12 protein-coding genes and 1 tRNA gene are annotated in these 12888 nt (G+C 38.4%); 3 read left to right on the plus strand and 10 right to left on the minus strand.

Going from position 1 to position 12888, the window contains the following annotated elements:
• Positions 1-126 precede the first annotated feature (126 nt).
• From M9949_13630 to recO, 3 genes are all read right to left on the minus strand, one after another.
• The gene (locus M9949_13630; protein MCO5252443.1) at positions 127-1404 is read right to left on the minus strand and encodes a citrate (Si)-synthase; all 1278 of its coding nucleotides are present in this window, start codon (positions 1402-1404) and stop codon (positions 127-129) included.
• A 197-nt stretch (positions 1405-1601) separates the two neighbouring features.
• On the minus strand, positions 1602-2936 hold the full coding sequence (locus M9949_13635) for a hemolysin family protein (protein ID MCO5252444.1): 1335 nt from the start codon (positions 2934-2936) through the stop codon (positions 1602-1604).
• Positions 2929-3660: a DNA repair protein RecO gene (recO, locus tag M9949_13640; GenBank protein MCO5252445.1), complete on the minus strand. Its 732-nt coding sequence runs from the start codon at positions 3658-3660 to the stop codon at positions 2929-2931. The genes M9949_13635 and recO overlap by 8 nt, the downstream gene beginning before the upstream one ends.
• Before the next feature lie 69 nt (positions 3661-3729).
• On the opposite strand from recO, the gene M9949_13645 reads away from it, so the two are divergent.
• Positions 3730-3803 (plus strand) — tRNA-Asn (locus M9949_13645).
• A gap of 49 nt (positions 3804-3852) precedes the next feature.
• Here the strand turns inward: M9949_13645 and M9949_13650 are convergent.
• The 5 genes from M9949_13650 to M9949_13670 form a co-directional block, all read right to left on the minus strand.
• Positions 3853-4377 carry a class I SAM-dependent methyltransferase gene (locus M9949_13650; protein MCO5252446.1) on the minus strand — a complete coding sequence of 175 codons (525 nt, stop codon included), beginning with the start codon at positions 4375-4377 and terminating at the stop codon, positions 3853-3855.
• A gap of 238 nt (positions 4378-4615) precedes the next feature.
• On the minus strand, positions 4616-5671 hold the full coding sequence (locus M9949_13655; protein MCO5252447.1) for a CNNM domain-containing protein: 1056 nt from the start codon (positions 5669-5671) through the stop codon (positions 4616-4618).
• Between the two features lie 128 nt (positions 5672-5799).
• Entirely contained in the window at positions 5800-6414 is a 615-nt protein-coding gene (locus tag M9949_13660) for a nitroreductase family protein (GenBank protein MCO5252448.1), read from the minus strand.
• 7 nt (positions 6415-6421) lie between these two features.
• Positions 6422-7510 carry an RluA family pseudouridine synthase gene (locus tag M9949_13665; protein MCO5252449.1) on the minus strand — a complete coding sequence of 363 codons (1089 nt, stop codon included), beginning with the start codon at positions 7508-7510 and terminating at the stop codon, positions 6422-6424.
• Between the two features lie 3 nt (positions 7511-7513).
• Entirely contained in the window at positions 7514-8194 is a 681-nt protein-coding gene (locus tag M9949_13670) for a signal peptidase II (GenBank protein ID MCO5252450.1), read from the minus strand.
• Positions 8195-8271: 77 nt separating this feature from the next.
• On the opposite strand from M9949_13670, the gene ligA reads away from it, so the two are divergent.
• A complete protein-coding gene (gene ligA, locus M9949_13675; protein ID MCO5252451.1) occupies positions 8272-10299 on the plus strand; it encodes an NAD-dependent DNA ligase LigA in 2028 nt (675 codons plus the stop codon).
• Positions 10300-10301: 2 nt separating this feature from the next.
• Positions 10302-10733 carry a hypothetical protein gene (locus M9949_13680; protein MCO5252452.1) on the plus strand — a complete coding sequence of 144 codons (432 nt, stop codon included), beginning with the start codon at positions 10302-10304 and terminating at the stop codon, positions 10731-10733.
• A gap of 6 nt (positions 10734-10739) precedes the next feature.
• On the opposite strand, the gene M9949_13685 is transcribed toward M9949_13680, so the two are convergent.
• Positions 10740-11723 carry a Gfo/Idh/MocA family oxidoreductase gene (locus tag M9949_13685; GenBank protein ID MCO5252453.1) on the minus strand — a complete coding sequence of 328 codons (984 nt, stop codon included), beginning with the start codon at positions 11721-11723 and terminating at the stop codon, positions 10740-10742.
• A 57-nt stretch (positions 11724-11780) separates the two neighbouring features.
• Positions 11781-12677, minus strand: a complete 897-nt coding sequence (locus M9949_13690) for a tyrosine recombinase XerC (protein MCO5252454.1) — start codon at positions 12675-12677, stop codon at positions 11781-11783.
• Positions 12678-12888 lie beyond the last annotated feature (211 nt).

Genomic DNA, 12888 nt, shown 5'->3' on the forward strand with positions numbered 1-12888 from the left:
CTCTTTTTTTTCCACAAAAATATAAAAAATGGCTGCCCTTGTGAGACAGCCTCCTACATTTCTCCCAAAAAAAAGCTGCCCAATATGAGCAGCTTCCATTTTTTGATTCAAGCAAAGATTTCGGAATTATCCTTTTACCATCTTTGCATATTTTGCTGTAGGAAGTGATTTCGGGCGAGTAATCGGCAATCCGTATGCACGTGCAATAACGGCTTGTGCACCGATTCCCAAAGCTCTCGAAACACTAAACAAAACTGTATAGTAGCTGAATTCTTTCAGTCCGTAATGATAGAGCAAAGCTCCCGAACCTGCATCAACGTTGGGCCATGGGTCGCTGATTTTCTTGACTTGACGCAATACATTCGGCACAACATCAAAAACTTTTGATACTGTGGCAAATACAGGGTCATTTGGCATATGCTTTTTGCCGAAAGCAAGAAAGGCATCGTATCTTGGGTCGGTGATGCGAAGTACGGCATGTCCGTAACCCGGAATTACTCTACCTGAATTAAGTGTTTCCCAAGCAAATTTTTCCAAATCTTCGTCACTCGGAACTCCACCGAATTGGTCCATAGTTTCTAACACCCATTTCAAACATTCTTGATTTGCTAATCCATGCAATGGACCTGCCAATGCGTTCAAACCTGCCGAAAGTGAATAATACAAATCCGACAAAGTGGATGCTACAACAGTTGATGTGTAAGCACTTGCATTGCCACCTTCATGGTCGCTGTGCAGTGTTAAATAAAGTCTCATTAACTTGGAGAATTCACCGTTATTATCTTCCAAACCTAACATGTGAACGTAATTGCCCGACCAATCTTTCGAATTGTCCGGTTCGATACGTGGACCTTTGCCGAATCTTTTGCGATAAACGTAGCCCGCTATTGCCGGCAATTTTGCAGTAAGATTGAGTAAATCATCGAGAGTGGCTTCCCAGTACTCATATTTCGGCATACCTTCGTCATATCTTTTGGCAAATACAGATTCTTTCTGCATCACCAAAATCGCCGTATTGAACATCGCCATTGGATGAGAATCGGCGGGCATACTGTCAATCACGTCCCAAACGTATTGAGGAACAGCATTCCGAGCGGTAAGTTCTTTTTGCAAGTCTGCTAATTCAGCTTGATTTGGGAGTTCTCCGGTAAGCAATAACCATAAGATTTCTTCGGGTAGCTTTTCTGTAATTTCTTTTAATTCGATGCCGCGAATAATCAAACCTTTGTCAGGAGGAACTTCAGATGTATCACAAACTAGTCCTTTGACACCTCTCATGCCACCATATACCTGTTTTAATGTTACTTCTGAAACAACAAAATCTCCATGTTCTTTCAGCATATTTCGAATTTCATCTGCCTGTTTAGGCAGTATTTGAGCGAGTTTTGAATGTAGTAATGACATTTTTAACCTTTAAAGATACTTAAAATAATTTGATTTGAGAATCAATTGATTATCTGACTATGCAAATTAAAGAACATTCATAACAACAATTAGCATTATTGACATCTGTTATCAACATAATTTATACATTTTATTTTAAATGAAAAATTAATACTTATTCATTTTCCGATAAAATTTTCTAATTAAATTTTCATAAATCATTCATTTGCTAACAAATCCAATCTTACAGTTTCGATATATCTGTTTGAACGATTTAATATCACCATGTTGTAACCAAACAAAACATGCTGTTCGCCGGATTCCGGAATTGTTTCTGTTTCAGTCGTAATCAAGCCGCCCAAAGTCTCATAATCGTCGCTTTCGGGTAATTCTTTGGGCAAAATTTCGTTCAAATCTACTATACTTGCAGACGCCTTTACAATGAACGAATTTTCCGAAATGAACTCAACCAAAGCTTGCTCTTCATCATATTCATCTTGAATTTCGCCAACAAGTTCTTCAAGAATATCCTCCATAGTCACAATTCCGGCTGTACCTCCAAAAGCATCCAGCACTACGGCTAATTGCAAGCGTTTCTGTTGCAGAACCTTGAGCAATGCATCAATATTCTCATTTTCCTTCGTGTAAACTGTTTCGCGTAAAAAATCTCTCAAATCATTGAGCTTTCCATGCATTTGAGCAATTAAAATATCTCGAGTATTCACAATCCCGACAATATTATCAATAGTTTGTTCATAAACAGGCATACGCGAATAGCCTTCCTCGATGATTTTCCCGATGATAACCTGAGATTCGGAATTGATTTCTGCTGCTACGATTTTATTCCTTGGCACCATAATTTGCTTCACGGTGGTTTCTGTAAAATCAATCACATTTTCCATCAATTCATGGTCGTCCTCGTCCAAATATCCACTTTTTGAGCTTTCTTCAATCAAGTACCGAATCTCTTCCGTTCCTTCAGTATTTGCACTGTCTGAATCATCTTTTTGGAAATTATTTTTGGTTTTGTTATCAATGAACTTGATTAAATGTACTATTGGAAACGTAATAAGGAAAATAATCTGATATAGGAATGCAAAAAATCTTGCCGAAAAAATCAAATTTTTGGATGCGTAATTTTTTGGTATCACCACACCGAAAACATAAGAAAGAATCCCAAAAAGTATGATTGACAATGTCAACAAAGCTATTTTGAGTGCATCATCTGCATTCTGAATAAAGGCAAAATGCGACACAAATTCATAAAATACTACGGCTGAAACTGCAAATATGACCGTCGAAGCAACATGTTCGGAATATGAATATGTTTTAAAGTTGTCCGAAATATTCAAAGCCATTCGTGTCAGTGCTGAATTATTTCCGAGTTCGGACTCGTCAAAATAACTGCGAAATCTTTTGAGAGCGTGACCACCTGCTTTGATTGAGGCAAAAATAACAAGACTAAGTATAAGCAAAATCAGCAGAATTAGCCAATTCTCGCTGTTGAAATAATTATCGTACCCCGTATAAGGGTCTCCGCCGGCATTATCCATAATTTAGTAAACCTGCACTTTTAAGAACAAACCTTTTGTCAAAATGATAGCTTATATAACGAACAAGAAAGGAAAATACTTCTAATCGTTGATTAAAATTTAATTTTAGTCCTTCTAAAGCATCGTAAGGAAGTTCATTAAATTTGCTGATAAGACTGTATGCATCAGCCGAAATCTGAATAGTTTTGTCACTTCGATTAGTGCAAGAACATCCGTTTTGCAAACTTACCGTAATATGCTCAAGTGGCGAAATGTCGTGAAGCAACTCAATTTCGGGAGCAAATCCCATTTCGTTTGAAAATTTCAGCAAGAACGAAGCAAAAATCGCAAATGGGTCGCATGATGCACGATTCAATTCCATGAGCGATTCTTTCAATATAAAGCTCAGTTCAGCATTTGGGCTATGCTTTACCTGAGAAATCATAATCGTTTCGGCAATCATCAATCCGTGAATCAAATATTCTGTGTTCGATTGCAGTTTTCGGATTTTTCCTGTGCTATCGGCATTGGAGAGCAGATACAATTCTGTGCTCGGCTTATGATAAAAGGTGATTTCATCAATCGAAAGCGGCTCGAGTGCAGAGCCAAACTTGCTTTTGGAATTCCGAGCACCTTTAGCAATCACGCTAATCAGTCCGTGCGAATCGGTATAAAGCGACGCAATCTTGCTTGTATCGCCTTGTTTGGCAGTTTTTAAAACGACAGCTTCAGTTTTTACAATCATTTTTTTTATTTTTTGAAATTTTCTCTTTGCAAATTTAAAAAAAATCCTTACTTTTGTAATCTAATTTATTCCTGAGTAGCTCAGTTGGTTAGAGCATCTGACTGTTAATCAGAGGGTCCGGGGTTCAAGTCCCTGCTCAGGAGCGAGGATAAAGCTCACCGAAAGGTGGGCTTTTTTGTTGTGGGAACCACATTACCCTTTTCTCAATATTATCATTCGCCCTTCAATACTCATTGACGAATATTTGTATTTGTCTCTTATCCATCTCATTGTATCTTTTTGATAGATGAAAACATGCGTGTTATCTTTTATATAGTACCAACTGGCAAAATCAATGCTGCTGTCGTAAAGATGCGTCATCAAATACAAAGTTCCTTTCGGATTTAGCATTTTTGAAAATTTATCAAATTCAAAGACCGGATTATGGAAATGCTCAATTACTTCGCAACATGCTATGTAATCGTACTGCTCATTAAGCACTTCAGGGTAATTGTGAAAAATTGGGTCATACATTACGATATCAAATGAATTCTCTTTCAAAACTGTTTCTATCACAGGTCCCGTCCCGGCTCCAAAATCTAAGCCTTTGCTATTAGGTGTGTATTCCAGCAATATGGAAGAAGTAATGGGCTCAACAAATTTCCGATATCTTGGGTCATTGACATCATTATTGTGTGATTCGTATGTTTCTCTCTCTTCTTCTCTTGATGGCAGCAATTCATTTGAACGAAAAAAACCGAAGCACTGACTACAATGATAAAAATCATTGCAAAATGAAAAATTATCTACATTCAGGCATAGAGGGCAATAACTATTTGGTTTATTTCTTTTCAAGTTCTACTAAATATTACTTTGAAACATAAATGTCAGTTACTCTAATATTGTAACGGATATTTATCCAAAATAATTTTAAGCTGCCTGAAAAGATAGATTAGATCCATACTCTTATGGTTTATTATTCATGCTCTTCATTCAGTAGTCGGTATTTCATTTGCTTGGTTTTCCATCTGTCCATCGCAAATTTTTGCATATCATCAACTTTGTCCTTTTCGTCAACAATTTCAAAACCGAGAAGGGTCTCGATTATGTCTTCAAGAGTTGCTATTCCGTCCATTCCGCCGTATTCGTCCGAAACTAATGCTATATGCTCTTTTTTGTTGAGCATCTCTTCCCAAGCTGTGAATAACGTTGTCGAATCGGAAAAAGTAACAATATCCCTTCTGATGTCTTTTAATTTCAGGTCAAATTGGTCTTCTGCCAACTTTTCAAATACTAATTCGCGAAAAATATAGCCTGTAATATTGTCGCGATTGCCTTCATATATTGGGATTCTCGAGAAATGTAGGAAATCCTTATTCTTCAAAAATTCCTGCAAAGTCATTTCCTCATTTGCAATGACCACCACAATTCTTGGAGTCATTATGTCAGAAATACGGATGCTTTTTAATTTTATGAGATTTTGAATGATTTTGTTTTCTTTATCGCCGAAAATTCCTTCTTCTGTACCGATATGCGCTAATACTGATATTTCTTCGCGACTTGTGGTCAATTCGGTTCCTTTGCGGGATAGCAGCTTTGTCAATACTGCCGACATTACAACTAATGGATATGTAACGAAAATCATTGCATTGATAGTATTAGCAGCTACACTCATTAGTTCACGGCTATAATTTGCACCGAGAGTTTTCGGGATGATTTCCGTAAGTATCAAAATTAATAATGTAAGCACAGCCGATACGATACCAAAATAGGCATTTCCAAATATCAAAGTAGCTTGTGCCCCGACTCCGGCAGCTCCAACTGTATGTGCAACGGTATTGAGAGATAAGATTGCCGATAGGGGTCTGTCAACATTTTCTTTTAACTTGATGAATTTTAACGCAGATTTATCGCCCTTTGAGGCTCTGGCTTTCAAATATGAAAGTGGAGTTGATAAGAGCACAGCCTCCATTATTGAACAAAGGAAGGATATTGTTAAAGCTGTAAATAAGTAAATAAATAATAGAGTCATAAATTCATCTTTTAGTTAACAAATTGAATCCGATTTATTACTATCGGAACATAAATTATCAACACGGTGAAAGTTGGCGTTTAGTTTAGAACGCATCTAAGTTCATTCAAAACAGCAATACAAATTCATTATGCAAAATCTTTCAAAATCGGTACTTCCCACTCGCTATCAAAAAAATTACGTCCGAGTGGGATTCTCTCACGAGCTTTGAGTTCGTCTTTGTGGTAACTTTCGTCCAGCACCTCAATTTCAGCTTGATACCCAACTGCAATCATTGCCATCGGAGTGAATCTTTGGTCAATTCCAAATTCTTTTTTCAATTTATCGCCTTCAAAGCCACCCATTTGATGTGCCATAAGTCCTAATGAAGTTGCTTGTAGGCATATATTCATACTCGCTGCTCCTGTATCATACTGAGCCCAACGATTATCCTTGCCGGTTTTTCTGAAAATTGAATCTGCAAGAGCCACAAACAGTACGGGAGCTGTTTGCACCCATTTTTGATTCCATTCGCCAAGACAATTGAAAGCTCTGTCGAAGGCTGATTTATTATGGTGATAATCCCATACTATATAGCGGTATGGTTGGTCGTTAAAGCAACTCGGCGCCCACCTTGCTGCTTCGCAAATCGAAACTAACATTTCGCGAGAAACTCGGCGATTTCGGTCAAATGCTCTCGGACTCCACCGATTTTTGATTACTTCGTTAATTGGCTCGCTTGTAACTGCTCTTTTGATAATCATAATACCCCTATGCGTTTTGTGAAATACCTAATTCCCTTAATACCTGAATTACCTCTTTCATATCAACGGGTAGGTCGGATTCAAATTTTAGAAATTCTTTTGTAACCGGATGCTTGAATCCGAGTGTTTTTGCGTGAAGTAGTTGCCTATTTACCATTTTTAAGCATTTTTTGGAAATCGCATTTATTTCCGGTAAATAGGTGTAAACTTGTTTATCGCCACCATAACTTGTATCGCCGAATATGGGATGCTTGATATGATTCATATGTACACGGATTTGATGAGTTCTGCCTGTGTGCAATTTCAATTTCACAAGCGTTGCAAAATGAAATCGTTCAAGAACTTCATATTCGGTTTTAGCTATTCTGCCATCAGATTTCACTACTGCAAAAATTTTTCTGTCACGGATTGAACGCCCGAGCATATTTTCAATAACGCCATGGTCCTCTTTTACAATTCCCCAAACTATAGCATAATAGTAGCGTTCGGTGGTACGGTCTGCGAATTGCTTGCTCAAATTTGCCAAAGAAGCGTCGTTTTTGGCTATGACAAGTAATCCCGAAGTGTCCTTGTCCAAGCGGTGAACAATTCCCGGACGCAAAGTATCGGATGCGAATATTTGCCCGCTTTCTAACTCTTCGGCTGTATCGTCATCTTCATCATAATCATCCAATTTGATGCTCTCGCGCAATCCGAAATGATACAATAGTCCGTTGACAAGTGTTCCGTATCTGTTTCCGTAGCCCGGATGAGTGCACATACCGGCAGCTTTATTGACTACCAAAAGTTGCTCATCTTCGTAAAATATTTCAAGTGGAAGTTGCTCGGGAATTAATTCAATTGGTGGCGGCTTCATCAATTTGCAGATGATTTGGTCATTTGCTTTGACTTTTTGAGATGCTTTTGCAAGAGAATCGTTGACTGTGACTAAACCGTCGTCAATTGCTTTCTGAACTTTTGTCCGAGTCGCATTGGCAACGCTTCGAGTCAGATACACATCGAGCCGTTCGGGTTTATGTGCTTTGGGTACAGAAATTGTAATTATCGTTTCAATATGCTCAGGATATTGCGCTTTTATGTCACTTTCGGTATCCATATTTTAATCTTCTTTAGCTGTTGGGCTTATTTTGGATTCTGTTTCATTTATTAATTGTATATTTTCGGTTTCAATTGTATTGGTCTCTTTTTGGGGGAATATGTCATGCCATTCGGGTAAATGTTTGTGGAATATAATCAAAAACACAACTCCAACTGTGACACAAGAATCGGCAACATTGAAAATGGGGAAGTGGGTCCATCCCAGAAAATCAATATCAGGAATATCAACTTGCACAAAGTCAACTACTTTGCCGTAAAATAAGGGCGCATAACCGTAAAATACGCCGTAAAATACTCTGTCAATCAGATTTCCGACTGCTCCGGCGAAAATTAATGTAAAGCCAATCAAAATCCCGATTGACCTTTGGGATATTCGCACAATCAACCACGCTAAACCGATGCTCGCAAAGACTGAAAACAGGCTCAAGAAAATTTTCCCTGCTCCGAATTCGATTCCGAATGCCATGCCCGGATTTTCGATAAATGTCCATAGCAAGAAGTCGCCAATCACAGGATTTGGCATACCGTACTCTGCACCTTCGTGAACGATGCCGAATAGATTAAAGCCTTTGAAATAGAGTTTGGTGGCTTGGTCGAACAAAATTAAGAGCGATGCGACCATGAAAAAAGGATAAATTTTTCTTCTATGTAGAGATTCGTTTTTTTGATTTTCAATTTCCATTGACTAATTTTTTCTTATTTTTAAAAATGTAGTGACGATTCATCGTCAATATTGATTATCAATTTTGAAATAAAAACATGGATTTAGAACAAGCAAGGGCAAAAGCTACAGAACTCAGCCAACTAATTCGCAAGTACGACAAGGCTTATTACCTTGATGCGGAGCCAATTATCAGCGACCGTGAGTATGATTTGCTGTTCGCCGAATTGCAATCAATCGAAAAACAATTTCCTGAGATAATTGTTTCGGATTCGCCGACTCAGCGAGTGGGTGGCGAGCCGCTGAAAGCATTCGAGCAAGTCACTCACAATGTCCCGATGCTATCTTTGCAAAATTCATACACAAAGGAAGATATTTTCGATTTCGATGCACGAATCAAAAAATCCTTAGAAAACGAGTCATTTGCATATTCGGCTGAATTGAAAATTGACGGTGTGGCTTTAAGTTTGAGATACAGTGACGGCAAACTCCAAATCGGTGCAACTCGTGGCGATGGCTACGCAGGTGATAATATTACATCTAATGTCAAGACTATCAAAAGCATCCCGCTCTCAGTTCCTGTAGTGTCTTATGACGGCAAAGAGCTAAAGAATTTTGAAGTTCGAGGCGAAGTGTTTATGCACGTCAACGACTTTGAGAAAATCAACAAAGCACGTATCGAATCGGATGAGAAACCTTACGCCAATCCACGAAATACAACTGCCGGAACATTAAAATTGTTAGATTCGGCTCTCGTGGCTAAACGAAAATTAAATTTTATCGCATATTATTTGAAAGCTGATGATTTCGAAATCGAATCCCAACATGAAATCGTAGATTTACTGTCAAAATTAGGCTTCAAGATTAATTCCGGCGTCAAATATTGCAATGACATTGGCGATTTGATAAATTTCATTGATGAATGGGAATCAAAGCGGCATGATTTGCCATTTCAGACAGATGGAATTGTAATCAAAATTGATTCTACGCGGCAGCAAAATTATCTCGGTAGCGTGGCACGTTCGCCTCGATGGGCAATTGCTTATAAATATGAATCCGAAAATGCAGCAACAATTTTGCGTGACATAACTGTTCAAGTGGGAAGAACAGGGGCTGTCACGCCTGTTGCTGAATTAGAGCCTGTGCTTTTGGCGGGTTCGACTGTATCGCGGGCTACTTTGCACAATATGGATTTCATTTCCGAACGCGACATCCGAATTGGCGACACCGTTTTGATTGAAAAAGGTGGCGAGGTCATTCCCAAAGTGATTAAGCCTGTGATTGAACTGCGAACTCCGGAAATTGTTCCATACGAATTTCCAAAATATTGCCCTTGTGATTTGAAAACCTTACTCGTAAGGTTCGAAGGCGAGGCAAATTATTATTGCGAGCATCCCGATTGTCCTTGGCAAATACGGCGAAAAATCGAGCATTTTGCATCGCGCGATGCTTTGGATATTGCCGGACTGGGCGAAAAAGTCGTTGATACTCTGGTAAACGAAGGACTTTTGAAGGATATTGCCGATATTTACGAATTGCACAAGCACTACGAAATATTGAAAAATTTGGAAAAATGGGGAAACAAGTCTGCACAAAATTTACTTGAAGCAATCGAACAATCCAAATCCCAGCCATTTGAAAGAGTTTTGTTTGCAATTGGAATCAAATTCATTGGTCGGGGAGGGGCAAAACTTCTCGTCAGGCACTTTAAAAACATTGACGCAATCATCAATGCTTCTCGCGATGAATTAACCGCAGTGCACGAAATCGGCACCAAAATGGCAGATTCGATTATCAAATTCTTCTCGATTGAAATGAATAAAACCATCGTCGAACGGCTGCGAAATTACGGCTTAACTTTTAAATTTGATGAAGGTGAAATAGTTTTATCAGATGCACCACTATCCGGTAAAACATTCGTTTTCACTGGCGAAATGGAATCTATGACCCGAAGTGAAGCCGCCTTGAAAGTCGAATCCCTTGGGGGAACTGAGACCAAATCTGTATCGAAACTTACGTCATATGTTGTGGTTGGTTCAAAGCCCGGCAGCAAATTCGACAAAGCAAAAAAGCTTGGTGTACAAATTTTGAATGAAGAAGATTTTTTAAATTTAATTAAAGGATGAAAATGAAAAACATTTTTATTGGTATAATTCTCTCGCTTGCATTTTTAATTTCTTGCAGCGATGACCCCGCTTCACCCACTGTTGATGAATCTATAAATGGTACATGGCGCGGCTACTACAAAGTTAATAAGGACTCCTCATTTATGAGCATGACTGTCAAAAACGAACAAAATATTTCCGGTACTGCCGCTGTTTTTGTTTACCATTTTGTAGGCAACGAAAATAATCAAGTTTCTGAAACTCTCGAACAAAGCGGGACAATCGCAGGCACTTTTTCCGAGAAAGAAATCGAAATTAAGTTCAAGGACGAGACTCAGTATATTTTCAAAGGAACTCTTTCAACCGATAGTACTCAATTCAACGGACATATCAATATTTACAGCTTAATTGCTGAAGATTATGTCCAAATAAACATTACTTTGGAAAAAGAATAAAAATTATCAGTTATAAATTTGATACATAATTATTTCGGCAACTCTTAATGCTTCGCTGGCTTCGAATGCACCCACCTGAATAGGTGAATTTGTCAATATCGAGTCAGCGAAAGCCTTTTGCTCTTCCAGAATTGCGTTGATTTCCTCTACTTGCGGCTTTTCGAAATATATATTTTTGTTCTTCAAGCCTGTTTCTAATGAGCCGAGCATTGTAGCAGGTGTGCCACTATCCGGTTTTTCGTCATCGGGATAAATTTTGAATACGTCAACTGTATGCTTTTGGAAGTCAAGCGAGAAGTATGTATCGCGTTGAAAAATTCGCATCTTACGCATTGGATTGGCAGAAATCCTCGAAGCCGTGATGTTTGCCACTGCTCCGTTTTCGAATGTCAATCTTGCATTTGCAATATCAGTCGTATCGGTCAAAACGTTTACTCCATTTGCATGAACGCTAATAATTTTGGATTTGACTAACCACAATATTATATCAATATCGTGAATCATCAAATCATGGATTACCGAAACGTCTCGAGAACGCGGTTTGAACTGACCCAGCCTGTGGGCTTCGATAAATAGGGGTTTGATGTTGTACTTTTTGATGGCACTAATGGCAGGATTGAATCTTTCCACATGCCCGACTTGAATTTGCACATTATGTCGCTTTGCCAAATCAATCAATTTCATGGCGTCGTCGTAAGTTTCGGTAATCGGTTTCTCGATTAAACAGTGTTTGCCACGCTCAATACACGCTTTTGCGATTTCGAAATGTATCGAAGTCGGTACAGCAATCGTTACTGCATCTGCGGCTTCGATAGCAGATTCCAAATCATCAAATACTTTGCAATTGTTCTCATCAGCCGAAGCTGTTGCTCGCTCGGGAATTATATCTCGAACTCCGACTATCTCGGCGTTTTCGTGTTTTGTCCATAATCTTGCATGAATACTACCTAAATGCCCTACACCAATCACTGAAACTTTTACTTTTTCCATTGTCAAATTTTATATTTTTATTTAATTTAAAATAGAAGAAATTGGCAATGAATTATTTCATGCCTTCGGATGCGCTTTTTTGTAGCTTTCTTTCAGCTTTTCAACTGATAAATGAGTATAAATTTGTGTTGTACTGAGCGATGCATGTCCGAGCATTTCGCTCACGGAGCGGATGTCGGCACCGTTATCGAGTAAATGCGTCGCAAAGCTATGACGCAATACATGCGGACTTTTTTGCTTCGATTCGCTCACTAAGCCCATTTTGCGATTTATTATTCGATATGCAACCGAGGCATCGAGTTTTTTTCCCGATTTACCGATGAAGAGATAATCTCCGGAAATTTTTGCAGAGACTTGGCTTCTCAAATTTTTATATTCATCAATTGCCTTGATTGCTTTTTCACCAATCGGGACAATGCGTTGTTTGTTGCCTTTGCCGAGTATTCGTATCGTGCCGCTACGTAAATCTAATTCATCTAACTTCAAATTCAACGCTTCGCTTATACGCAAGCCGGAACTGTAAATCAGTTCCACCAAGGCATTGTTCCTTGCTCCTTCGGGTGTTGTGGTGTCAAATCCGTCAAGCATTTTTTCGACTTCATTTTTCAACAAAAACGACGGCAACCTCTTCTCCTTTTTTGGAGTGGTTACAGTCGAACCCGGATTGAGTGTGATTAAATCCTTTTTTTTGCAATATTTGAAAAAAGATTTAACGGCTGCAATTTTCATTCGGAGCGAATTTCGCTTCAAACCCTTGTCGTGCATCCAACCCAGAAATGGCTTGATGTCATCGGCTTCAATCATCGAAATGTCAGGATTCTCGCCATATTGCGAAAAAAAATACGACTCGAACTGCTCCAGAGCGGTTTTGTAGCTCTCGACAGTTTTTCCCGAAAACGATTTCTCGGATTCGCAATAGTCTAAAAATTTATTAATAGCATCTTTTAAATTCATTTTTACCCCCACAATGAATAGTACAAAAATTGAGCCAAAAAAAAATTGCAAATTATTTTCGAAATCTTTGTTACATTTTCCTAAAAATATTGTTATTACATGTATGCAATAATTATTTTGAATATTTGTTTTGTAATATTTGTTATGAATTTTAGAATATTTTAAAAGGTAAGCAATGAGAATAATTTTGACCTGTTTTGTTTTGGGATTA

The sequence above is a fragment of the Candidatus Kapaibacterium sp. genome (assembly GCA_023957315.1).
Taxonomy (GTDB): Bacteria; Bacteroidota; Ignavibacteria; order Kapaibacteriales; family UBA2268; genus PGYU01.